The 22,438-nt window shown below is 69.9% G+C and carries 19 protein-coding genes and 1 pseudogene; 10 read left to right on the forward strand and 10 right to left on the reverse strand.

The genetic code is table 11. The features are described from left to right. Positions 1–12: 12 nt before the first annotated feature. From Ato02nite_RS12535 to Ato02nite_RS12545, 3 genes are read right to left on the reverse strand one after another with little or no spacing between them, the layout of a single operon-like run. Positions 13–831, reverse strand: a complete 819-nt coding sequence (locus Ato02nite_RS12535) for a carbohydrate ABC transporter permease (RefSeq protein WP_213006646.1) — start codon at positions 829–831, stop codon at positions 13–15. Further along, on the reverse strand, positions 831–1,727 hold the full coding sequence (locus tag Ato02nite_RS12540; RefSeq protein WP_213006647.1) for a carbohydrate ABC transporter permease: 897 nt from the start codon (positions 1,725–1,727) through the stop codon (positions 831–833). Before Ato02nite_RS12540 ends, Ato02nite_RS12535 begins: the two co-directional genes overlap by 1 nt. A gap of 1 nt (position 1,728) precedes the next feature. Then, positions 1,729–3,039: an ABC transporter substrate-binding protein gene (locus Ato02nite_RS12545; RefSeq protein ID WP_213006648.1), complete on the reverse strand. Its 1,311-nt coding sequence runs from the start codon at positions 3,037–3,039 to the stop codon at positions 1,729–1,731. 149 nt (positions 3,040–3,188) lie between these two features. Here Ato02nite_RS12545 and Ato02nite_RS12550 point away from each other — a divergent pair, with 149 nt between their 5' ends. Then, positions 3,189–4,340: a hypothetical protein gene (locus Ato02nite_RS12550; RefSeq protein WP_213006649.1), complete on the forward strand. Its 1,152-nt coding sequence runs from the start codon at positions 3,189–3,191 to the stop codon at positions 4,338–4,340. On the opposite strand, the gene Ato02nite_RS12555 is transcribed toward Ato02nite_RS12550, so the two are convergent. The 4 genes from Ato02nite_RS12555 to Ato02nite_RS12570 all read right to left on the reverse strand — a co-directional run bounded on the left by Ato02nite_RS12555 (position 4,311) and on the right by Ato02nite_RS12570 (position 12,449). Then, positions 4,311–5,546, reverse strand: coding sequence for a neutral/alkaline non-lysosomal ceramidase N-terminal domain-containing protein (locus Ato02nite_RS12555; protein WP_213006650.1), 1,236 nt, complete (start codon positions 5,544–5,546; stop codon positions 4,311–4,313). The genes Ato02nite_RS12550 and Ato02nite_RS12555 overlap by 30 nt on opposite strands. 182 nt (positions 5,547–5,728) lie before the next feature. After that, entirely contained in the window at positions 5,729–6,769 is a 1,041-nt protein-coding gene (locus Ato02nite_RS12560; RefSeq protein ID WP_213006651.1) for a YihY/virulence factor BrkB family protein, read from the reverse strand. 165 nt (positions 6,770–6,934) lie between these two features. Next, positions 6,935–7,201 carry a hypothetical protein gene (locus Ato02nite_RS12565; protein WP_213006652.1) on the reverse strand — a complete coding sequence of 89 codons (267 nt, stop codon included), beginning with the start codon at positions 7,199–7,201 and terminating at the stop codon, positions 6,935–6,937. A gap of 247 nt (positions 7,202–7,448) precedes the next feature. Continuing rightward, entirely contained in the window at positions 7,449–12,449 is a 5,001-nt protein-coding gene (locus tag Ato02nite_RS12570) for a family 43 glycosylhydrolase (RefSeq protein ID WP_213006653.1), read from the reverse strand. A gap of 271 nt (positions 12,450–12,720) precedes the next feature. Between Ato02nite_RS12570 and Ato02nite_RS12575 the strand changes: the two genes are divergently transcribed. Next, positions 12,721–14,511, forward strand: coding sequence for a GGDEF domain-containing protein (locus Ato02nite_RS12575; RefSeq protein WP_213006654.1), 1,791 nt, complete (start codon positions 12,721–12,723; stop codon positions 14,509–14,511). On the opposite strand, the gene Ato02nite_RS12580 is transcribed toward Ato02nite_RS12575, so the two are convergent. Together Ato02nite_RS12580 and wrbA are read right to left on the reverse strand one after the other, a co-directional pair. Next, on the reverse strand, positions 14,502–15,899 hold the full coding sequence (locus tag Ato02nite_RS12580; RefSeq protein WP_213006655.1) for an MFS transporter: 1,398 nt from the start codon (positions 15,897–15,899) through the stop codon (positions 14,502–14,504). The two genes, Ato02nite_RS12575 and Ato02nite_RS12580, sit on opposite strands and share 10 nt — an antisense overlap. Further along, positions 15,896–16,495: an NAD(P)H:quinone oxidoreductase gene (gene wrbA / locus Ato02nite_RS12585; protein WP_213006656.1), complete on the reverse strand. Its 600-nt coding sequence runs from the start codon at positions 16,493–16,495 to the stop codon at positions 15,896–15,898. Before wrbA ends, Ato02nite_RS12580 begins: the two co-directional genes overlap by 4 nt. Before the next feature lie 77 nt (positions 16,496–16,572). On the opposite strand from wrbA, the gene Ato02nite_RS12590 reads away from it, so the two are divergent. Further along, positions 16,573–17,007, forward strand: a complete 435-nt coding sequence (locus Ato02nite_RS12590; RefSeq protein WP_213006657.1) for a MarR family winged helix-turn-helix transcriptional regulator — start codon at positions 16,573–16,575, stop codon at positions 17,005–17,007. Here the strand turns inward: Ato02nite_RS12590 and Ato02nite_RS12595 are convergent. After that, positions 16,995–17,747 (reverse strand): helix-turn-helix domain-containing protein, encoded by a 753-nt coding sequence (locus Ato02nite_RS12595; protein WP_213006658.1) that lies wholly within the window; start codon positions 17,745–17,747, stop codon positions 16,995–16,997. The two genes, Ato02nite_RS12590 and Ato02nite_RS12595, sit on opposite strands and share 13 nt — an antisense overlap. A 60-nt stretch (positions 17,748–17,807) precedes the next feature. Here Ato02nite_RS12595 and Ato02nite_RS12600 point away from each other — a divergent pair, with 60 nt between their 5' ends. The 7 genes and pseudogenes from Ato02nite_RS12600 to biuH all read left to right on the forward strand — a co-directional run bounded on the left by Ato02nite_RS12600 (position 17,808) and on the right by biuH (position 22,436). Beyond that, positions 17,808–18,314 carry a hypothetical protein gene (locus tag Ato02nite_RS12600; RefSeq protein WP_213006659.1) on the forward strand — a complete coding sequence of 169 codons (507 nt, stop codon included), beginning with the start codon at positions 17,808–17,810 and terminating at the stop codon, positions 18,312–18,314. Between the two features lie 308 nt (positions 18,315–18,622). Further along, positions 18,623–18,946 carry an ArsR/SmtB family transcription factor gene (locus tag Ato02nite_RS12605; protein WP_213006660.1) on the forward strand — a complete coding sequence of 108 codons (324 nt, stop codon included), beginning with the start codon at positions 18,623–18,625 and terminating at the stop codon, positions 18,944–18,946. After that, positions 18,943–19,449, forward strand: coding sequence for an SRPBCC domain-containing protein (locus tag Ato02nite_RS12610; protein ID WP_213006661.1), 507 nt, complete (start codon positions 18,943–18,945; stop codon positions 19,447–19,449). Before Ato02nite_RS12605 ends, Ato02nite_RS12610 begins: the two co-directional genes overlap by 4 nt. 206 nt (positions 19,450–19,655) lie before the next feature. Next, positions 19,656–20,291 (forward strand): GntR family transcriptional regulator, encoded by a 636-nt coding sequence (locus Ato02nite_RS12615; RefSeq protein WP_213006662.1) that lies wholly within the window; start codon positions 19,656–19,658, stop codon positions 20,289–20,291. 149 nt (positions 20,292–20,440) lie between these two features. Next, a pseudogene (locus Ato02nite_RS12620) lies at positions 20,441–21,577 on the forward strand (allophanate hydrolase); the annotation flags it as partial. A gap of 35 nt (positions 21,578–21,612) precedes the next feature. Then, positions 21,613–21,744, forward strand: coding sequence for an allophanate hydrolase-related protein (locus Ato02nite_RS53245; RefSeq protein WP_438873039.1), 132 nt, complete (start codon positions 21,613–21,615; stop codon positions 21,742–21,744). Continuing rightward, positions 21,744–22,436, forward strand: coding sequence for a biuret amidohydrolase (biuH, locus tag Ato02nite_RS12625; protein WP_213006663.1), 693 nt, complete (start codon positions 21,744–21,746; stop codon positions 22,434–22,436). The genes Ato02nite_RS53245 and biuH overlap by 1 nt, the downstream gene beginning before the upstream one ends. Positions 22,437–22,438: the final 2 nt, after the last annotated feature.

Below are 22,438 nucleotides of genomic sequence, written 5' to 3' on the forward strand. Positions count from 1 at the left end.
AGACCGGCACGGTCAGCCGGTCGTGCCGCCTTCGGTCAGGCCGGCCAGCACCCGGCGCTGCATGATGATGTACGCGGCCAGCAGCGGCAGGCTGGTCAGGATCACGTGGGCAAAAACCAGATTCCAGCGCAGGCCGTACGTCGATGACGACGCGAACTGATAGAGCGTGAGCGGGAGCGTGACCCGGCCCGGCCCCTGGAGCAGGAACAGCGCGAAGAAGAAGTCGTTCCACACGTTGATCACCAGCAGGACAGCCCCGGTGAACAGCGCGGGCGACAGCAGCGGAAGCACGATGCGCCGGTATACCTGCCAGCGGCCGGCCCCGTCGAGCTGGGCGGCCTCCTCCCAGTCGGTCGGCAGGGAGCGCACGAAGCCCGTACACAAGAAAATGACCATGCCGAGGCGGGTGCCGACGATGGTCAGCAGGTAGCCGAGACGGGATCCGTTGAGGCCGAGCTGGGTCAGCGTGTAGACGGTCGGGATGATCGCCGGCGGCAGGACGACCGAGAGCACCGAGACGTAGTAGGTGACGCGCAGCGAACGGCGCGGCGATCTGGCGTAGGCCCAGGCCGCCATCGAGCCGAGCAGCAGCACGACGAGGATGCTCGGTACCGCCATCAGCAGGCTGTTGCCGAGGCCCACCAGATATCGGCCCTGATGCAGGACGGTGGAGTAGTTCGCGCCGCCGTTGAAGTGCGACGGCAGGCCGATCGACAGGAGTGAGGCGTCGCTCTCGGTCTTGACCGAGTTGACCACCAGGAGCCAGAGAGGCAGCACGATCCACGGGATCGCGAACAGCGACAACAGGACGTAGCGGCGGGCGGCGGCCATCACATCGGTACCTCTCGGCGACGCAGCCAGGTGATCAGCGGTACGGCGGTGACCACGACCAGCAGGGTGACGACTAGGCCGAGCGCGCTGGCCTGCCCGAAGTAGCTCTGCCCGTACTGCAGGTAGAGGGCCACGTTGAGCAGGGTGGTGGCATCCCCGGGGCCGCCGCCGGTGGTGGCGAAGACGGCGTCGAGCGCACTGAACGCGCCGACCAGCGTGATTACCACGTTGAACGTCACGGCCGGGGCGAGCAGCGGGAACTTGACCGACCAGAAGCGGCGCCACGGGCCGGCGCCGTCGATCCGGGCGGCCTCGGTCAGCTGGGCCGGGATCCGGTTGAGCCCGGCGATGTAGACGAGCGTGGCCAGCCCGCTCCACTTCCAGGCGTCGATGCAGGCGACCGTGACCAGCGCCGAGACGCCGTGCCCGAGGTAGGCGTAGTGGATCGAGCCGGGCAGCACGGCGCTGAGGAAGTCGTTGGCCGGCCCGTCCGGGCTGAGCACAGCCGACCAGATGTAACCGGCGGCGAGCGGCGACATCAGGACCGGGATGAAGAAGATCGACCGGAAGATGGTGTTCACCCGGTTCGTCTTTTCGAGGGCCGTGGCCAGGGCGAGTCCGACGCCGTTCTGCACGGCCATGGTGATGACCGCGTAGATCACCGTGATCCGGATCGCGTGGCCGAGGATGCCGAGCTGGTTGAGCAGCTCGAAGTTGGTCAGCCCGGTCCAGCTGAGGGTGTCGCTGTAGCCGGTCCACCGGACGAACGCGAAGACCGCATTCGCCAGGAAGGGCACCAGAAAGAACACCAGCACGAGTACGACCGACGGCAGCGCGAAGAGGGCGAGGCCCGGCCGGAGCCGCCCGGTCCTGGAGCGTTCGGCGACGGTGGCCATTTCACTTGCCCATCGCGGCCTGGGCCTGCAGGAGATAGGTCTGCATCTTGTCCGCGGTCTGCTGCGGGTTCTCCTGGCCGGCGAGCAGCTTGTCGACCTCCGGGCCGAAGTTGTTGAAACCGGGCAGCTGCGAGATGACCGTCAGCCCGGCACCGGCCTGGTAGGCGGCCTGCACCTCCTGCCACAGCCCCTGCAACTGCGGGCCACCCGTACCGCTGAGGGTCGGCGGGGCGCCGGAGGCCTGGACGTAGTCGGCGTAGCCCTTGCCGGTGATGAAGTCGACGAAGTCGGCGGCCGCCCGTTCCTTCATGGCGTCACCGGTCTTGGGCGCGTAGAACGTGCCCAGGACGGTGGGCGCGTAGTTGGCGAGCTGCTTGGTCGCCGAGACGCCGACGAAGCCGATGGCGTCGTCGACCTTCTTCGTGTCGCCGCCCGCGATGGTGTCGAGCTGGCTGATGCTGTCGGAGTTCTGCGCGACGAAGGCCGTCCTGCCGTCCAGCAGCGCCTTCAGCGAGTCGGTCCACTTGGCGGTGGTGGCGTCTGCGTTGAAGCATCCGGAGGTGCGCAGCGAGTCGAACGCCTTGAGCCCGGCGACGAGTGGCCCGTTCCTGTCGCTGACTTTCGCCCTGCCGGCGTTGACGTCGTCGGAGTAGGCGGCGCCGACGTTGGACTCGGCCATGTAGTTCCAGCCGGCCAGGATCTGCGGCGGCCACCCGTCACCGCCGGCCACGTAGATCGGGGTGACGCCGGCCGTCTTCAGCTTGGCGCAGTCCGCAGTCAGGTCGGCGTAGCTGGTCGGCGCGGCGATGCCGGCCTTGGCCAGGACCTGCTTGTTGTAGAAGAGGCCGGACACCGACGGGAAGCCGATCGACGCGGCGTACACCTTGCCGTCGATGTTGCCGGCGACCTTGGCCAGGTCGCCCTCTTTGGCGACGAAGGCCAGACTGCTCAGGTCGAGCATGGTGTTCGCACCGTTCAGCGCGAGCAGGTCGGTCTTGTTGCCGTGCCATTCGAGCAGATCGGGTCGTTCGCCGGTCGCCCACTTCGACTGGATCGTCGGCGGATAGGTCGCGGACGGGACGTCGACGAGCTGGATGGTGTTGCCGGAGGCTGTTTCGTACTTTTGGTAAAGGTCGAGCAGGGCCTGGGGATCGGCCGTGTTGTGCCACAGGGTGAGCGTCACGCCGGTCGGGGCGCTGCCCGCGGTGTTCACGGCGGCGGGGGTGTCGGACGAGCCGCCGCCGCAGGCGGAGACGGCGAGCCCCGCAACGACGGATGCCGCGAGCGCGGACCGCCGGATCGATGTCCTCATCTTTCATCTCTCCTCGTCGAAGTCACCGAAGTTGCAGGTGTAGCCCGACGGTATTGCTGGCAAAACTATTTTTTAACCGAGGCGTACGCACGCTTAGGTTGCGCGCTCGTAGAGCCTCCTCCCGAGCCCGGGTCTGATAGACGAGACGGATGCCCGAGATCACTTCGTCCCTGCTCGCCGGCGCCGGCCGCACCCGGATCGCTCTGCCCGCCGAACTCTTCCCCGTCGACGGCTTCGTGGCCGAGCGTGATCCGCTGCACGCCCGGGTCGTGCTCCTCGAACGGGACGGACGCCGGATCGCCCTGGCCGTCCTCGACCAGACCTCGATCGGGGCCGACTCGCTGGCCGGGATCATCAGCGCCCTGACCCGGGCAGCCGAGGTGGGCCCCACACAGGTGCTCGTCTGCGCCAGCCACACGTTCTCGGCGCCGCACGTCGTGCCGGACGGTCCGCCGGAACTGCAGCGCGCGCTCGAGGACGCCGTCGAGGACGCCGCCCGCCGGGCCGCCCGGATGCGACCGGCCCGGATCGGGTTCGCGACCGGAACCGCCGACGTCAACGTCAACCGGGACGTACCGACGCCCGACGGCTGGTGGCTCGGCGCGAACGAGACCGGGCCGTCCGACAAGGAACTGGGGATCCTGCGGATCGACGACGAGCACGGCAACCCGATCGCCGTGCTGATGAACTACGCGGTCCAGGCCTCCGCGGTGCACGACTCCGGCGAGAAGGTGGTCAGCGCCGACCTCGCCGGCGCCGCGGCCGCCCACGTCGAACAGGCCTACCCCGGTGCCGTGGCCCTGTTCCTGGTCGGCGCGGCCGGCGATCAGGCACCCACCCGGACCGGCGAACACCTCGGTGCCGCCGCGGTCGATGCGGTTGAGTGCGCGACCGGCACCGTCGCGACGCCCCGGATCCGGCTCGTGCACGACAAGGTCGAGGTCGGGGCGCAGCCGCTGCCACGGCGCGAGGACATCCGGCCGCAACGCGCCTACGACTACCGGGCGGCGGGTGTCACGGCCGTGCCGCTGTGGGCGGTCCGCATCGGCGGCCTGGCGATCGCCGCCGTGCAGGCGGAGCTCACCTGCGTGACCGGCCGGTGGATCAAGGACAACTCACCGTTCCCGGCCACGTTCGTGGTGACAATGGCCAACGGGGCGGCGAAGTACCTGGCCGACGCGGGAAGCTACGGGCGCATCACGTACGCCGCGATGAACTCGAAGTACGCGGCGGGCAGCGCCGAACTCGTGGCCACCCGTCTCGTCGAAACCCTACGAGGCCTCGCGGATCATCCGGCTTAGCCCGTCCACGATCCCCGGCTCCGCGTGGCCGCGCACGATCGGGCAGCCGTTCACCGAGTGCACCGGCCGGTCGAACGCCTCGTCGGCCGGCAGATATCCGATCCGGTCGTTGGCGATCGACACCAGGATCGTCCGCGCCAGCGGCGACCGTGCGGCCAGGCGCCGGTAGACCGTCGTGGTCACCTCCCCCGACACCCCGGCCAGCGCTACGTCACCGATCAGGATCAGCGACAGCCGCAGGTCCACGCTGTCGACCTCGGCCTGCACCATGCTCGCCAGCACATCGCGCCCCTTCTTCACCGGGCACGGCACGACCTCCTCGGCCGCCCGCAGGCGCACCTCCGGCACCAGCTCGCCGATGCCGCCCGCCACCCGGACGACCTCGGCGCCGAGCACCAGCCCCTGCGCGGCGACCGCCGCGTAGGCGAACGCCCGTTCCGCCTCGGTGGGCATCCGGCCGTGCGGGCCGAACCCGCCGGCGAAACCCTCCAGCGACACCCGCGGGTTCTGGTCACCGAGCGCTCCCGGCGTGAACATTGCCACGCCGCCGATCATCTCCTCGACATGCCGCATCGCCGCGCCGGCCAGATCCCCGCTCACCTCGCGGGTCCACAACGCCACCGTCGAGTGCACCGCGTAGTTGGCCACGACGGCGATCGGGTCTCCGGCCATCGAGGCGAGGCGGAGCACCCAGACCCGCGGATCCGTCGGCCCGTCCAGGTTGTACCCCAGGCGCCAGCCGCCATCGGCGTACATCTCGCGGTTGACGTTGATCGCCGCATGCCCGGAACTGATCCCGAAGCGCGCCGGACGCGCGGCCGCGCGCGCCGCGCGCAGGGCCGCCAGGACCTGGTCGAAGACCCAGCCGGTGTACGCCGCCGACTCCGGACCGCCGTTGTGCGCCAGCGCGCCCGGCGACACCGTCCCGAGCCGTGGCGCGTTGTGGGTGTGCGTCGCGGTGATCATGACGTGCGCCGCCGGGATGCCCAGCTCGGCCTCGATCCGGGCCCGCAGCGGGCGCATGTCGCCACACTCGATCAGATCCGCCGAGATCAGCGCCACCTCGCTCACCCCGTCGTGCAGGACCAGGGCTCGGACATGGATCGGGTCGTGCACGCCGACAAACGACGTACCGCCTATCGGATTGAGCGCCGTCAGGTCGGCCGGCGTGATGTCGACCTTGGCGGCCCCTGCCGTGAAAGCCATCGTTGACGTCTCCTCATGGGTGGGTTTGTCAACGAAACTAAACAGCGCAGGGGCTGACCGGCGCGCGGCACCCGGACGCAGATCGCAACCTAAGCTTTCACCACGGTGACTTTGTCAACCAGAAAGCCGCAGGGTGAACTGGTACGAGCGCCTCAGAGGGCGTTCTGCGACGCTCTGGTCAATCAGCGAGTGGTGGGGCCACCGTCGGGTCCGGAGTGGTCAACCTCAACGGCCGACTTGTCCTTGGCTTCGACCGCAGGATCGGGCTTGTTGAAGGTGACAGCGACGGTCTCGAAGCCTTTGCTGCGCTGAGCGACGGCTTGGCCTGTGTAGGCGCGATGGTCACCCCTGGTCAATTCAACGTTGTCGGTGAACGGAGTGAGCAGCGCTCGTGGATAGAGCCGCTCGACGCGTACGACATTGATCTCGGCACACAGCACCACCGCGACCGCGGTCACGTAGAAGAAGGCCAGCAGGCCGAGCACCAGCGCGAACACGCCGTTGGTGGCGCTGGCGCCCTTCACCACATGCCCGACGTAGGCCACCCCGAAGGTCTGCAACAACTGCCAGACCACCGCCGCACCGAGCGCGCCGGGCGCGACATCGATCACGCTCAGATGCCGGGCGGTCGCGAGCCGGAAAAAGAAGACGAAAACGACCGCGTTGATCACGACCGACGCCACCAGCAGGACAATTTTCAGTACGCCGGCGAGAGAGCCCGCGTCGCTGCTGCCGAACGTGGACAGCGTGGTCGTCCCGATAACGGCGACGCCGGCGGTTAGAAGCAGGAGCAGGCTGCGGCCGCGGGCTTTGAACGGGTTGGGACGATTGTTGCGCGGGACCCGCCAGACTGAATTCATGGCGTACTGGACCGCTTGCGCGACTCCGAGACCGCCATAAAGCGCTCCGAGAATGCCTATCACCAGACCGGTGGCTCCGCCACCGATCCGGGAGGGATCGTGCAGCTGGCTGCCGACGACCGGGAACTGACTCAATGCGGAGGTGAGGATGTGCTGCTGCAGGTCCGGATTTCCGGACAGAACGTAACCCAGAATCGTCGCGGCCAGCAGCAGCAACGGAAACATCGAGACGAACGCATAATAGGCGATCAGTGCTGCCAGATAACTGCCCTGGTCGTCGAAGAACTTGTACAACACGGCCAGCGGGAATCCCGTCCAGGCGTGTTCCCGCTGGAACCTGTCAACCCGACCAGAGCCGTTCATCAAACATGACCTCTCACGCCGGCGCGCGTGGTCGTCGGTCGGGGTGCTGTCCAGGCTGGGATCGACCTGCTAAGGGCGCTCGCAGAAGCTATGCCCCGATGCGGCGAAGGTAAACGACTTGACGGGCCGCCGCCGGCGTACGCCCGAAAGGTGCTTACCGCGGACTTAGTAGGTCTTGCCGTTGGTTACGGCCGGCCGGCCGAGGCGGAAGAGAACACCCTGCTCGTACTGCTTGACGACCTTCACGGGCCACCGGGGTCTCGAGCGACGCCTCACGGATACGCCGACTCCTCCCCGAAGGAAGGAGCCGGCGTCGGTGCTGGTGTCAGATGAGCCATCGGTGATCGGATTGGACGATCCGCTGGCCTCGCCAGATGCGGTGTGTTGGGCGAGGGGGAACTCGGCGAACCACATCATCGCCAGCACGAGCACGCCGGCGCCGCACTACCGGACGTCGATAGTGCCGAACGGCCCCTCTCGTGCCAAATCTCGTTCTCCCCGGAGATCGACCGGATCGTGCATGCCGACCGATCGAGCCAGTTCGATCTTCTGGGGGTCACCAGAATCCGGCCGTGAGACACCCCTAAAAATGAAGCCGGAGGGATCTGTTGGGGAACGACGCCGGACCCACCTGTCCGAGGCCGGGCGGTGTGCCGGCCGCGGGTGCGAGGCGTTGCGGCTACCTCCTCGATAGCACCTGGAACAGCTTCGGACGGGGGCTGCTCACGTTCCCGGCCTGGTCGACAGCGCGATACCAGATCATGTGCAGCCCCTTCTCGGACACCGTGAGCGGCTTGCCATAGGTGTGCCAGGTGCGGTCGCCGTCCAGCCGGTACTGGATGAGCCGGACGCCGGAGGTCGCGTCCGCGGCGGTCAGCCGGACCGTCGACGACCGTTTCGCCCTGGTCACCTTCGCGCTCGCGGACGGCTTCACCGTGTCGCGTTTGACGGTCAGGACCTTCACCGGCGACTGGTTTCCCCAGCTGTCGGAGGCGCGGACCGACACGGTCGTGATGCCGTCGCGTACCGGGATCGGGCCGGTGTACGTGCGCCACCCGCCGCCGTCGACGCGGTACTCGCGGAGCGTGACGCCGGACGGGTCGGACGCCGTCACGATCACCGATACCGCCGAGGTGAACCAGCCGGTCGTGCCGGTAGGCCGCGCCGGACTGGTAGTCGCGGCGACCGCCGGGCCGGTCGTGTCGCGCACCAGCGGGACGCTGATGGTCTGCACCTGCGAGACGTTCCCGGCCCGGTCGGTGGCCCGGAACTGCACCTGCTGGATTCCGTCAACGGTGAACGGCTGCCGGTAGTCCTGCCAGGCATCGCTGCCTACCCGGTAGGCGATGGCGGCGACACCGGACTCGGTGTCCTGTGCGCTCAGCGTCACCGTCGATGTCGTGCCGCTGGTGGTCGCCTTCGCCGCGGTCATCGGGGCCTCCGCGTCGACCTGCACCCGGACGTCGACCGGGGCGCTGAGGATGCGGTTGGTGCCCCGTGCCCGGTACGACACGGTGTAGCTGCCCGCGGGTAGGGCGACCGGACCGGTGTACGTGACCCAGTTGCCGGGCGTCACCGCGTACTGAAGCTCGCTGTTGCCGGCCCCGCCGGTGAGCGTGAGTGCCGCACCCGAGCCCAGCCAGCCCGAAGCGGGAAGGTTGGAGGTAGGCAGCACGCCGGTGTAGGTGAGCGGGTCAACGCTCTCCAGCGTCGGCACCACCGGGCGGATGAGTCCGTCGTCGCCGAAGTAGAGCCGGTCGAGCGTCGTCTCGCGGTGCGTCCCGTCGCCGCCGGGGATGGCGAAGCGGTGGTAGGCGATGTACCACTCGTCGACGCCGGCCACCTGCACGATCGAGCTGTGTCCGGTGCCCAGGATGCCCAGCGAGCGGTCCTTGGCGAGGATCACGCCGCGCGCGGTGAACGGGCCGTAGGGACTGGTCGCGGTGGCGTAGCCGACCCGGTAGTTCTCGCTGCGGGTGTCGTCGATCGAGTAGGTCAGGTGGTAGACGCCGTTCCGCTTGTTCATGAACAGGCCCTCGCGGAAGTCGGTGAGCCCGGTGATGGTGCGCCGCTCCCCCAGCGAGGTCATGTCCGCGTTCAGCGGGGCCACATACGCGGTGCCGTTGCCCCAGTACAGGTAGCTGCGGCCGTCGTCGTCGGTGAACGCCGCCGGGTCGATCTGCTGTGCGCCGCCGAAGTCCTGGCGGTCGACCAGCGGCGCCCCGGAATCTGTGAACGGGCCGGTCGGCGAGTCCGAGGTCGCCACCCCGATGTTGCCGGCGGCGCAGAAGTAGAAGTAGTACTTCCCGTTCGCGTACGCCGCCGAGGGCGCCCAGGCGTTGGTGTGCGCCCACGACACGTCGGCCAGGTCGAGGATCGTGCCGTGCTTCGTCCAGGTGGCCAGGTCGGTGGAGGACCAGACCGTGAACGTCGTACCGCTCCAGCCGTCGAAGCCGTCCGTCGTCGCGTAGATGTAGTAGGTGTCGCCGAACCGCACGATGTTCGGATCGGCGTACAGGCCGGGCAGGATCGGCGACCGCATCACCCGGGTCGTCACCGTGTACCCGCGGGTCGCCCCGGCCGGGCTGGTGACGGTGATGCGCCGGGCCGCGGACCAGTCGCCCGCCTCCGCCCCGGTGACCGACGAGCCGGCGGCGACGGTGAAGACCGGCGCGAGGTTGCGCAGGTCGGTGCCGGGCTTGACGGGGAGCACGATGGTGCCCGCATCGCCGTCGATCAGTGCCGGAGCCTTGAGGCTGTCCAGCGCCACCGCGGTCACCGTGGTGGCGTTCGCGCCGAGCTGCGCCACCTCGCCGGCCGCCAGCGACCGGTTGTAGAGGCGGAAGTCGCGCATCCTGCCCTTGAAGTACTTGTCGCCGGTGTACACCGACCGTCCGAGGTAGTTCGCGGTGGTGACGCCGCCACCGATCGAGCCCGGGGTCAGGGTGACCGCGGTGTTGCTCCCGACCTGGCGGCCGTCGAGGTAGAGCGTCGCCGTTCCGGCACCGAGGGTGTACGTGAGCGTGTGCCAGGCCCCGCGGGCCAGCGCACTGCCGCCGGTGGCGTTCTGCTCGGTCGTCCAGTTCCCGGAGGCGATCGCGGCGCGGTAGGCGCTGTCGCCGGTGCTGAAGACGTAGCCGTTGCCCGCGCCGGAGGAAGTGTTGCCCATGCCCCACAGGAAGTACGGGGTCGTCTGGGCCGGATCGACCCACACCTCGGCCGAGACCGTCATGGCGTCCAGCCCGGCCATCGCGTTGTCCGGCAGCTTGACGTAGCCGTTCGTCCCGCCGAACGTGAGGCTGCCGTCGGCGAACGTGGCACCACCCACCAGCTGGCCGTTGTTGCCGTTGCCGGAGGCGTCGGCGGTGCCGGTGTCCAGCGGGTAGCGGGCGATCAGCCCGTCCGCACTCGCCGGGAGCGGCCGCGGAGCGCCGGTGAGCCGGTCGAGTTCGGCCTTGGTGACCGGCAGCACGGTGCCGTGCCGGGGGCTGGCCGGAAGCGTGTAGGAAGCCGGCACCTTCCACTGCGGCTGGTTCAGGTCGTCGGTGCCGAGCGGAATGTAACCGCGGCCGCCGTACTCGTCGACGAACAGGTAGTACTTGTTGCCGGAGGTGTCGCCGGGGTTGGCCTTGAAGACGGTCGGGCCCTCGACCGCCGACGTGCCGGCGGCCTTGCCGATGCAGGACGCGACGATCTTCCACTTCGGGTTGTCCGGGTCCCAGGCCGGGTCGGCCGCGTCGTCGACCGCCACGAGTGAGTCGGCGCGTTCCTGGATGATGTCGCTGCATCCGGTGACGCCACCCTCGTCCTTGGTGAACCGGTGGTAGACGCCGTTCTCCGCGATGACCGTGCTGTCGATGCGGGAGGCGCCGAAGTCCTGCCACACCCGGGCGTCGCTGAAGGTGACGAAGTCACGCGTGGTCGCGTACAGCATCTTGTTGTAGGTGTTGCCGGTATGCCCGGGGTCCGACTCGGCATAGATCTTCGAGGCCCAGTAGACGACGTACGACCCGAGCTCCGCCGACCAGAACGCCTCGGGCGCCCAGGTGTTGCCGGCCGTGGGCGGGGAGACCAGCACGTGCCGCTGCTGCCCCCAGCTGACCAGGTCGGTGGACTCCCAGACCTCGATGTAGCGGCTGCCCTGACGCTGCGAGGCATCCCACGACGTGCCGCCGCCGATCGACAGGTCGGTGGCGATGAGATAGAACTTGTCGCCCTCCGGGGAGCGGATCAGGAACGGGTCGCGCAGTCCCTTGGTGCCCAGGGTCGAGGCGAGGGCCGGGTTGCCGCCGTTGAGTTCCTTCCACTTCAGAGCGTTGTTGCCCTCGCTCGCCGCGAAATAGATCTTCTCGCCGGCGACGGTGTTGCCGGTGAAGTAGGCGAAGGTGTAGCCGGCGAGCGGCGACGCGGCGGGCAGCGGCGGCACGGTGGCGGTCAGCGTCCGGGTGGTGGTGGCCGACCCGACCCGCACCGTGGCGGTGAGCTCGACCTTACGGGTGGCGCTCCCGGCGGCGGGCCGATGCACCTCGCCGGTGCCGGTGATGATCGCCGGGTCGGCCGAGGCCCAGGAGATCCGGCTCTGGTAGCGACCGGTCGCCGGGAGGGTGAGGTTTCCGCGTACGTCGTCGAGGTTGGCGACGGTGAGCGCCGCGGCCGCCTCGGTCGCCTTCGCGGCGTCGGAGAGGTCGGCCGGCACGGTCACCGGGAATGCACGGGTGTCCTTGACGTCGCCGCTGCTGATCGTCGCGGTGAGGGTGACCTGCGAGTCGGTGGACTGCCGGGTCACCACACCGCGGTCGCTGATCACCGCGGGATCGGACGACGACCAAGTGATGGCGCTGCCGTAGACCGCTCCGGTCGCCGGAAGGGTGAGGTCGGTGGTCACCGCGCTGGTGTCGCCGAGCGTCAACGCCGCCCGGTCGGCCGCCACCCGCACGCTGTCGGTGATGGCGATGCCGCCCGCCTCGGTAGCGCTCAGCGCCCGGTCGTAGATCCGGAAGTTGCGGACCTGCCCGCGCAGGTAGGCGTCCGCGTTGTACACCGAACGGCCCAGGTAGTTGGCGGTTGTCGTACCGCCGCCGAGGCCGGCCGGGGTGAGGGTGACGCCGGTCTGGGTGGCGACCGCCGTGCCGTTCAAGTAGGCGGTGGCCACACCGGAACCGTCCAGCGTGTACGCGATGCTCACCCATACCCCGCGCGGCAACGGCGAGGCGGAGCGCGCGGTCTGCTCGGTCGACCAGTTACCGCTCGCGATCGACGCCCGGTAGGTGTCGCCCGTGGTGAACACATAGCCGTTTCCGACGCCCGCGGCGTCGGTGTTCCCCATCGCCCAGATCATGTACGGCGTGGCCTGTGCGGGATCGATCAGTACGTCGGCCGAGACGGTGATCTGCCGCAGGCCGGACAGGATGTCGTTCGGCAGCCGGACATACCCATTGGTGCCGCCCAGTTTCAGGCCGCCCGACGCCGACCAGGAAGCATCGCCCACCAGCGTGCCGCCGTGCCCGTGACCGGAGTCGTCGACCACCGCGGTGCCCGCGGTCTGGGTGAGGTCGTAGCGAAGAACGAGCCCGTCGGTGACGTCGGCGGACGCGGGCAGACGACTGCCGACCAGGGCGACAGCGGTGACGGTGACGACGGTGACGGCGCGGGCGAACGCACGGCGGGCAGCGGCAACCATGGCGGCCTCTATCGCGGGACGGGGGTACGCCAGCCGAAGCCCGGCGCTGATTGCCGGGAAGTGTTAACGATAACAATTCACGTGTCAAGGTATTCACAAGCGTGAAACCCGCCTGCGACAAGACCCGTCCGGGCCTGGGGGTGGGGTCGTGGCGGGCGGTCATCGAGATGATGCCTTCGCGGGTGCGGTGGAAAGTTCACGCGATGATCGCGTTCGTCGTTCTGCCATGCGGAAACTCAGGTCGCGGCCGTTCCGGTCGATAGGTCGGAGCATGCGGTGGGAGGTGCGGTGCGCTACTCCGGTACAGATCGTCCTTGTGCTGGCCGCCGCGCTGCCCGCCCTGGTGTACGGCGGGGTGGGCGGACCGTTCGGCGGGCTTCTCCCGTTCGGCATGGTGATCCTCGCGTTGCGCGCCCGGCCACGGCGGTTCCTGGTGGTCGCCGCGGTCGCGCTGATCGTCTACTGGGTCGATGCGCTGCTCGGCGAGCCGGCCCCTCCCGGGTACGCGGTGGCCTGCACCCTGGGCTTCGCCGGTGTCTCGTATCTCTGCATGAAACACACCGCCGCGCTCGCCTCGCTGCGCCGGCGGCTCGCCCGGGTCTCCGGCACCGATCCGCTGACCGGCGCGTTGAACCGCCGTGGCTTTGACGAGCGCTTGCAGTCCGAACTCGCCGGAGGCCGGCCGACCACCCTGGTGCTGGCCGACCTGGACCTCTTCAAGCAGGTCAACGATGTGTACGGGCACCAGGCGGGTGACCAGCTGCTGGCTGCTGTGGCCGGCCGCCTGGAGCAGGGGTTGCGTCCCGGGGACGGGGTCGGGCGGATCGGCGGCGACGAGTTCGCGGCCGTACTTCCCGGCGTGCGCCCCGGCGAGGCCGCCGCCCTGACCGAACGCTTACGTGCGGCGCTGGCCGATCTGGCACCCGCCAGTGTCGGCTACGCGTCCTTCCCGGCCGACGGCGTCACCTTGGACGAGCTGCGCCGGGTGGCCGACGCCCGGGTCTACCAGGACAAGCAGTCCCGTGACCGTCGGCCGCCGTCGGCCGAGGCGGTCGCCGCGGCCGCACAGGTCCGTACCGGCAGGGCGCCACGGGTATCGGCGAGTGAGCGCCGCCGCCGATCGGTGGCGGACATCGGCTGGATGTCGATGCTCGGCGGCGGATGCGGTGTGCTGTACGCGCTGGCGTTCGCGGCGTGGCAGCCTGCGATCGTCGTGCTGGCCACCCTGCTGTTCACCGCCGGGGCCGGGCTGATGGTCGGGGCCGGACCGGTCAGCCGGTTCGCCCGGGCTCGCCTGGTCATCTTCGCCGCCGCGGTGGTCGAGGCCGCCCTGATCGGCGGTATGGCCGCGCTGGACGGCGGGGTGAGTGGCGTCTGCGCGCTGGCCCTGCTCGTGCCGATGCCACTGATCGCGCTCACCAGCCCGCTGCGTGTGTCGGTGTGGGTGGGCGGCCTGCTCGCCGCGGTCTATCTCGTCGTGGCCGTCCTGGCCGGCTCGCCCGGCGGCTGGTACGTGGCGCTGCATCTGGGCGGCACCGCGGTCGTCTGCGCGGTCTGCGCGGTGCAGGGCCGGACGGCGGGACGGCAGCGCCGCCGGCTGACCGAGCTGTCCCGCCGGGACCCGCTGACCGAGATACTCAATCGCCGCGGCTTCGAGCACCGCTGCGCGGAGGAACTCGCGAAAGGCGGGGACACCACGCTGGTGATCGTGGACCTGGACGGCTTCAAGCAGATCAACGACCGGTTCGGCCACGAGGCCGGTGACGACCTGCTGCGTTGGGTGGCCGGCACCCTGACCGGGTGTCTGCTCCCGCACGACGTGGTGGGCCGGTTCGGCGGCGACGAGTTCGTCGCCCTGCTCACCCGGAACGACCCTTCGGTTTCCGATCGTCTCCGTGTCGCCTTGGCGCAGCGAACCGGCGCGAGCTTCGGCACGGCGGTCCTCGGCCGCGACGGTGACGACTTCACCGCCCTGTACGCGCACGCCGACGCCGACCTCTATGCCGACAAACGCACCACCAAGGCGACCGTCGCTGCCGCACCGGCGATAACTCAGCCATGAGTGTCCCGGGCGTCGCCTTCTGGTGACGGCTGACAACCTTCGCGTCCCGCGCAGCCGGTTTGAGCGCCCGAGCCCGCGAGGTTGGCGATCGCGTTCAGCACCGTGGACGGCGTTCCCTCGGCACCACGCCGCGGCAGCAGCCGAGCGGCCGCCGCGATGGCCACGCCGAGCCCGGCCGCGATCAGGAAAACCTGGTCTCCGGCCACCGTCAGCACCGCCAACGCCACGGCCGCGCCGGCCTGGCTCGCGGTGTTCGCCAGTCCGCCCGCGATGCCCGCGTCGGCGGCCGGCACCCCGGCGGTCGCCGCCACCATCAGGGTGGGAAAGACCAGGCCGATCCCGCTCGCGACAAGCAGCGTGGGGCCGAGCAGGCCGGCGAGGTACGTGCTGTGCGGGCCGGCCGCCGCGAGCCACCCGAAGCCGGCGACCAGGGCGGCGCAGCCGGGTGACACGAGCGGCCGTGCGCCGGCCGCGAATCGCGCGACCAGCACGAACGTCACCGCGGCGGGTGTCTGTCCCAGCCCGGCCGCCAGCGCGGTGTAGCCCAGCACCTCCTGCATGAACAGCGAGGTGAAGAACCACATGGCCACGGTGATACCGCCGAACAGCACCAGCAGGCCGTTGCCGGCCACCAGCCCGCGGTTCGCGAACAGCCGCAACGGCACCAGCGGCCGGGCGGCGAACCACTTCTCCACCACCACGAACGCGGCGAGCAGCAGCAGACCCGCCACGACCGGGCCGGCCGCCCGCTGGATGACCCCGTAGATCAACATGGCCAGTCCGGCCGTCCCGGTGAGCGCGCCGGCGAGGTCGAGCGGTTCACGGGCGCCGGGCCGCGCGCCGGTCAGCGCGGTCCGCGCCCCGACCATCAGCACCACCCCGATCGGCACGTTGATCAGGAAGATCCATCGCCACGACAGGCCGGTGGTCAGGACCCCGCCGGCCACCGCGCCGGCCATCCCGCCCAGCCCGCCGGCCGCCGACCACGCGCCGAACGCCCGGGCCCGGGCCGCGCCGGTGAACCGGGAATTGAGCACGGCGAGGGTGGCCGGGGCCAGCATCGCGCCGCCGAGGCCCTGCGCCACCCGGGCGCCGACCAGCCACTCCGGGCCGGCGGCCAGACCCGCGGCCAGGCTCGCGGCGGAGAACAGCGCCAGTCCGGCGACCAGGATCCGGCGGTGTCCGTACAGGTCGGCGGCGCGGCCGCCGAGCAGCATGAAGCCGGCGAAGGCGAGCACGTAGCCGTTCACCACCCAGGTCAGGCCGGTGGCGCTGAAGCCGAGATCGCGCTGCACCGACGGCAGGGCGACGTTGACGATGGCGACGTCCAGGATCACCACGAACTGGCAGACGCAGGCCAGCCAGAGCACGAGCCGGCCGGGCTTCACGCGACCACCGAGCTCATCCGGATCGCGATCCGGGCGAGCCGTCGTCCCTGGTACCGCGCGGCCTCCAGGGCGGCGGCGTCGGCGCCCTGGCCGGTCGCCGCGGTGCCGTAGGGATTGCCGCCGGCGGCGGACACCGCCGGGTCGGTGAAGCCGGGCGGGACGATCAGCGAACCCCAGTGGTAGAAGACGTTGCCCAGCGCTAGGAGGGTCGCCTCGCTGCCGCCGTGCCGGTGGAACGCCGAGGTGAAGGCGGTCACCGGCTTGTCGGCCAGCCGCCCCTCCCGCCAGAGCCCGCCGGCCTGGTCGATGAACTGCTTGAGCTGGGCGGCCGGCGTGCCGAACCGGGTCGGCGTCCCGAACGCGTACGCGTCGGCCCAGGCCAGGTCGTCGATCGCGGCGGGCTCGGCCGAGGCGGTGGCGTCGGCGTGGCGTCGCCACCGCGGGTTCTGGTCGATCGCGCTCTCCGGTGCGAGTTCGGCGACTCGCCGCAGCCGCACCTCGGCGCCGGTCGAGACGGCGCCCTCGGCGACGGCCTGGGCGAGGGCGTGCACGGTGCCGGTGGCGCTGTAGTAGATGACGGCGACCTTGACGGTCATGTCCGGCTCCCCGTTGGTAGAGTTAGTTATGCACATAATCATTATGCGCATAACTAACTCCGGTCAAGGGAGCGGTCATGGACTTCGCGTACGCCGGTGCCCTCAACCAGGCGATCCGGCTGCTGAGCCTCAGTCACCGCGGGCGCGCCGCGGAGCTGCTGGCGCCGCTCGGCCTGCACCCGGGCCAGGAAGCCCTCCTGCTGGAGCTGGACCGGTCCGGTCCACGGATTCAGGCGCAGCTCAGCGAGGCGCTCGGCTGCGAACCGCCGAGCATCACCTTGATGACCCGCAAGCTCGAGGCGGCCGGCCACATCCGCCGGGCGGCCGCGCCCGGCGATCGGCGCGCCAGCGTCGTCGAGCTCACCGACAGCGGCCGGGCCCTGGCCGATCAGATCAAGCGGCTCTGGGTCGGCCTCGCCGAGGAAACCGTGGCCGGCCTCTCCCCCGAGACGGCCGCGGCGCTGCCGGGGATCCTGATGACCATGGTCGGCAATGTGAATCAGGCCCGGTAGGCGCGCAACTCCCGGGACAGGACCGCCGGAGTGCGTCCGGTCTCCAGCCGGATCGCCCGGGTCATGTGGGACTGGTCGGCGAAGCCGGTGCGGATGGCCAAGGCGGCCAGGTCCGGGGCGTCCGGTAGTTCGTCGAGAGCCGCGCGGACCCGCAGGCGCCGGCGATAGGTGCTCAGCGTGCAGCCGGTTGCGCGGCGAAACATGCGGGACAGATGCCACGGTGACCAGCCCACGGCGGCCGCCAGGCCGGCCAGGTCGCCGGCCGGGTCGGCGTGCAGCCGGGCGCGGACGTCGTCGATCGCCGCGGGCAGCGCCGCCGGGCCGGAATCGGTCGGCAGCAGTGCCGCGATCAGGTCGGCCGCGAGGTCGGCCCGGTCCGCGGCGGCCGCCGCCCGCAGGCGGCGGTGGGCCAGGTCGGCGGCCGGGGAGACGTGCACATGGGTACGGGCGTGAGCGAACCGGTCGGCCAGGTCATCACCGATGCCGACCGAGGTGCAGACGTCGGGACCCCCGGGATGCGCGACGCGCTGACACTGCCCCGGGCGCTGGAGGTAGCCGATGGTCACGTCGGCCACCGCGGCCCGGCCATCCGCACTGCGCAGGAACACGCCCCGCCGGACCAGGACCAGCGAAGCGCCGGTGACCTCCTCCTCGGGGCTCCAGCCGGCCCGCCCGCCGGGACAGTGGACGGTCACCACCCGGGCGAAGGGCGTCTCCACCAGGAGGCTGCGGTCGAGCACACGGCCACGGTAGACAAGAACGTTCAAGACGGCGAGGGGTCCCGCCCGGACGCTGACCGCATGACACTGATCGAGGAACTTGTCGCGGACGGGCCCTGGGTGGGGCGCGAGCCGGAGATGGAGCTGTACGGGCGGCTGGCCGGCACGTGGGACGTGGTCAACCGCTATTTCGTCGAGGAGCGGGACGAGTGGGTCGCCGGGACGGCGGTGTGGACGTTCGGCTGGATTCTCGCGGGGCACGCCGTGCAGGACGTCATGTGGTTCACCGCGCCGGGGCCGGACGGATACCCACAGCGGGTCACCGGTAGCGCGGTGCGGCACTACGACCCGGCCGCCAAGAGCTGGACCGTCGTGTGGTTCGCGACGACCGGAACCGTCTTCACGCTGACCGGGCGGGCCGGCGACGGCGGGGACATCGTCCAGGAGGGCACGCAGCCCGACGGCCGGCCGATCCGATGGCTGTTCACCGAGGTCACCGGGGAGAGCTTCCGCTGGCTGGGCTATGTCTCCGACGATGGCGGCGCGACCTGGCGGCTCGAGCAGGAGATGCTGGCGCGCCGGCGATAGAACGCCCCGACTGAAAAGCCAATTTGGGGCACAGCGCCGGGCCGCCACCCGGCGCTGTGCCGTCTCAACACCGACGAAGAGGAAGAACTCCGACGCCGGGGAGTATCTGGCGCCCCGACGAGCGGGGCGTGCCGGCGGATCTGGGAGCACTTCCAATCTTGAAGGTTTCCAGTAATCCGGCCGCCAACGTAACGCCCATCTTCGATGCGCGTCCATTAGGGGGTCCTTAAATCTGACCGGGAATCAGCAACTCGTCACCCACGGCAACACCCTTGACATGTGACCATTTGGTCACCTAACTTAGCGTCATGGATGACGACGACCGAGTGTTCAAGGCACTTGCCGACCCGAGCCGTCGCTTCCTGCTTGACCTGCTCTTCGAGCGGGACGGCCGCACCCTCGGCGAGCTGGAGTCCGAGCTCGCCATGACCCGTTTCGGGGTGGCCAAGCACCTCAAGGTGCTCGAGGAGGCGGGTCTCGTCGTCCCCCGCCGGTCCGGGCGGGAGAAGCGGCATTTCCTCAACCCCGTCCCGATCCGGCTGATCCACGACCGGTGGATCGACAAGTACACCGAGCACCACGTCACGACCCTCATCGATCTCAAGAACGCGCTGGAGGAGGACGAACCATGAGCGACACGACTCAGGTCTACCGGGTCTGGATCAAGGCAACGCCGGAGCGGATCTGGGCGGCCATCACGGATCCGGAGTGGAACTCTGGGTATGCGTACCAGTCGCCCGGTTACTACGAGTTGCAGAAGGGCGGGTCGTATCGTGCGGCCGCCACCACGGAGATGAAGGAGTTCGGCAAGGCGAACGGGTTCGAGGTGCCGGACACGATCGTGGACGGCGAGGTGCTCGAGGCCGATCCGCCGCGGCGCCTGGTGCAGACCTGGCGGATGCTGATGGACCCCACCACGGCGGCCGAGCCGTTCACGACGCTCACCTACGAGATCGAAGAAGCGAAGATGCAGCCGGGCGTCTACAAGCTGACCGTCACGCACGAGCTGACCGGTGCGCCGGCCACTGCGGCGATGGTCGCCGGGACCGAGGACAGCGGGGCCGGCGGCGGTTGGGCGTGGATCCTGAGCGACCTGAAGACGCTGGTCGAAACGGGTAAGAACCTCGCCGAGTGACGCATGGTGCCGGTTCGGCCCACCGACAACGGTGGGCCGGGCCGGGTAACCTCCGCGAATGACCTGGCTCTGGAGTTCACTCATCGTGATCGGCGCAGCCATGATCGTGGCCGCGTTCTGGCCGAGCATCCGTGGCCGGAAGAAGAAAGACGAAAACGAGGAAGGCGTCGGATAGCGATTTCCCCCGGGCTGGCACACTGCCAAGGGTGAGCGACGAAGAGCTGGAGACGTACAGCCTCGTCGAGCTTGCCGTCGACCGGCTGCGGCGAGACATTTTGAGCGGGCGGAGCGATCCCGGCGAACGTCTCGTCGAGGAGCAGCTGACCCGCCGTCTGGGCATCAGCCGGGCCCCGTTGCGCGAGGCCATGCGACTGCTCGCCCAGCAGGGGCTGGTCGAGCACATCCCGCGCCGGGGCGCACGGGTGGCCACCCTCTCCGACGAGGACGTGCAGGAGCTCTACGAGGTTCGCGACGTTCTGGAGCGGCACGCCGTCGCGGCCATGCCGGAGCGGCCCGACCTGACCGGGCTGCGGGCGGCGCTCGAGGTGATGCGCAAGGCCACCGAGGCCGATGACCGGCTGGAGCTGGCCAACGCGCACCGGCGATTCCACACCGAGGTGGTCCGGCTGGGCGGCAACCGTCAGCTGGCCGATCTGTACGGGTCGGTCCTGGTGCGGATCCAGCTCTACATGGCGGTCAACATGCGCCGGGAGGCGGAGACCGCACGCGCCGAGGACGGGGTGGCACGGCACGAGCGCCTGTTCGCGGCGGTGGAGCGTGGCGATACCGCCGGGATCATCGAGGCCCTGGGCGCCCACGGCGCGCGCGCCTACCTCGCGTAGACCGCGGCAGGAAGCGGCAAGCGCGTAGAACGCCCGGGTAAAAGCGCCGAGAAACCGTCCCGTTACACAACGAAGCTGTTATCGAAACAGGATTGTCGACAATCGACGGTGTGGAAGCACACGAGGTCGTCGAGGAAACGCTCGCCCCGGTGGGTGCGAGTGAGGGTGTCTGGATCAGCACCTTCACCGCCGCTCAGCTGCACGAACGCGCGAACGAGATCGACCCTGCGCTGCCCCTGGCCGGATTGACGTTCGCGGTCAAGGACAACATCGACGTCGCCGGGCTGCCCACCACGGCCGCCTGCCCCGGCTTCGCCTACCGGCCGGAGCGGAACGCCCCGGTCGTGCAGAAACTGCTCGACGCCGGCGCGATCGTGGTCGGCAAGACCAATCTCGACCAGTTCGCCACCGGGCTGACCGGCGCCCGCTCCCCCTACGGCACTCCGCAGAGCGTCTTCGGCGGTGGGCTGATCTCCGGCGGGTCGAGTTCCGGTTCGGCGGTCGCGGTCGCCGACAGGACCGTCGCGTTCTCGCTCGGCACCGACACGGCCGGGTCGGGCCGGGTGCCGGCCGCCCTCAACGGGATCGTCGGGATCAAGCCGACCCGCGGCCTGCTCAGCACCCTCGGCGTCGTGCCGGCCTGCCGATCGCTGGACTGCGTCTCGATCTTCGCACCCGACCTCGACCTGGCCGACCGGGTGCTGCGGACGACACGTGGCCGGGTCGAGACGGATCCGTGGTCACGCGAGGGGGATCGACCCCTGATCGCGGCGCCGAGGGTCGCCGTACCGGAAAGCCTGGATTTTTTTGGTGATGCCGGACAGGAAAAAGCGTTCGCTCGGTTCACCGGGGACCTGACCGTCGACATCGGACCTTTGTTGGAGGCCGGTGACCTGCTCTATCGCGGGCCGTGGGTGGCCGAGCGGCTGGCCGACCTCGGCGAGTTCCTCGCCGGGCACCCCGAGGCGGTCCTGCCGATCACCAAACAAATTCTGGAGACGGGGTACGGCTTCAGCGCCGCCGATGCCTTCCGCGCCCAGCACCGCCTCCAGGAGCTGAGACGAGCGGCCGACCGGATCTGGCAGCGGGCCGACGTACTCGTCCTGCCGACGATCGGGACGACCTACACGCACGCCGAGATCGCCGAGGATCCGATCGGCCGCAATCTCGACCTGGGCCGGTACACCCAGTTCGCGAATCTGCTCGACATGGCCGCGGTGACCGTGCCGAACGGGTTCACCGCCGACGGCCGGCCCGCGTCGCTGACCCTGTTCGGCCCGGCCTTCAGCGACGAGACGCTGATGCTCTACGCCCGCTCGGTCTGGGCCGGGTCGCACTCGAGGACGGCACCGAGGTCACCGGCTTCCGCTGCGAGGGATACGCGGTGACCGGCGCCCAGGACATCACCGCCGGCGGCGGCCGGCGGAACTTCCGGTTGAAAGGAGCGAACTGATGACCGCGATGATCGGGCCGGTCGAGGCCAACCCGTATCGGTGGCCCTACGACGGGTCGGTTCCCGTTAGCAGGACCGCGCTGATCTGCATCGACTGGCAGGTCGACTTCTGCGGCAAGGGCGGTTACGTCGACTCGATGGGTTACGACATCGAACTGACCCGGGCCGGGCTGCCGGCCACCGCCAAGCTGCTCGACCACGTACGTGGCCTGGGGATGCTCGTCATCCACACCCGTGAGGGACACGACCCGGACCTGTCCGACCTGCCGGCCAACAAGCGCTGGCGGTCGGCCCGGATCGGCGCCGAGATCGGCGGGGACGGCCCGTGCGGCCGGATCCTGGTCCGCGGCGAGCCGGGCTGGGAGATCGTTCCCGAGGTGGCACCCGTCGCGGGCGAGGTAATCGTCGACAAGCCGGGCAAGGGCGCGTTCTACGCCACCAACCTCGACCTGGTGCTGCGCACGCACGGCATCACCCACATCATCCTCACCGGCATCACGACGGACGTGTGCGTGCACACCACCATGCGGGAGGCCAATGACCGCGGTTACGAGTGCCTGATCCTCAGCGACTGCACGGGGGCCACCGATCCGGCCAACCACACCGCCGCACTGCACATGGTCACCATGCAGGGCGGCGTCTTCGGCTGCGTCGCCACTTCCGACGACGTGATCGCGGCTACGGAGGTCTGACG

This window comes from Paractinoplanes toevensis, from assembly GCF_018332695.1.
Lineage (GTDB): Bacteria > Actinomycetota > Actinomycetes > Mycobacteriales > Micromonosporaceae > Actinoplanes > Actinoplanes toevensis.

Excerpts from the sequence above, each read along its gene's own strand:
- Ato02nite_RS12535 (WP_213006646.1), bottom strand. The coding sequence starts at position 831 with ATGGCCGCCGCCCGCCGCTACGTCCTGTTGTCGCTGTTCGCGATCCCG.
- Ato02nite_RS12540 (WP_213006647.1), bottom strand. The coding sequence starts at position 1,727 with ATGGCCACCGTCGCCGAACGCTCCAGGACCGGGCGGCTCCGGCCGGGC.
- Ato02nite_RS12545 (WP_213006648.1), bottom strand. The coding sequence starts at position 3,039 with ATGAGGACATCGATCCGGCGGTCCGCGCTCGCGGCATCCGTCGTTGCG.
- Ato02nite_RS12550 (WP_213006649.1), top strand. The coding sequence starts at position 3,189 with ATGCCCGAGATCACTTCGTCCCTGCTCGCCGGCGCCGGCCGCACCCGG.
- Ato02nite_RS12555 (WP_213006650.1), bottom strand. The coding sequence starts at position 5,546 with ATGGCTTTCACGGCAGGGGCCGCCAAGGTCGACATCACGCCGGCCGAC.
- Ato02nite_RS12560 (WP_213006651.1), bottom strand. The coding sequence starts at position 6,769 with ATGAACGGCTCTGGTCGGGTTGACAGGTTCCAGCGGGAACACGCCTGG.
- Ato02nite_RS12570 (WP_213006653.1), bottom strand. The coding sequence starts at position 12,449 with ATGGTTGCCGCTGCCCGCCGTGCGTTCGCCCGCGCCGTCACCGTCGTC.
- Ato02nite_RS12575 (WP_213006654.1), top strand. The coding sequence starts at position 12,721 with ATGCGGTGGGAGGTGCGGTGCGCTACTCCGGTACAGATCGTCCTTGTG.
- wrbA (WP_213006656.1), bottom strand. The coding sequence starts at position 16,495 with ATGACCGTCAAGGTCGCCGTCATCTACTACAGCGCCACCGGCACCGTG.
- Ato02nite_RS12590 (WP_213006657.1), top strand. The coding sequence starts at position 16,573 with ATGGACTTCGCGTACGCCGGTGCCCTCAACCAGGCGATCCGGCTGCTG.
- Ato02nite_RS12600 (WP_213006659.1), top strand. The coding sequence starts at position 17,808 with ATGACACTGATCGAGGAACTTGTCGCGGACGGGCCCTGGGTGGGGCGC.
- Ato02nite_RS12605 (WP_213006660.1), top strand. The coding sequence starts at position 18,623 with ATGGATGACGACGACCGAGTGTTCAAGGCACTTGCCGACCCGAGCCGT.
- Ato02nite_RS12610 (WP_213006661.1), top strand. The coding sequence starts at position 18,943 with ATGAGCGACACGACTCAGGTCTACCGGGTCTGGATCAAGGCAACGCCG.
- biuH (WP_213006663.1), top strand. The coding sequence starts at position 21,744 with ATGACCGCGATGATCGGGCCGGTCGAGGCCAACCCGTATCGGTGGCCC.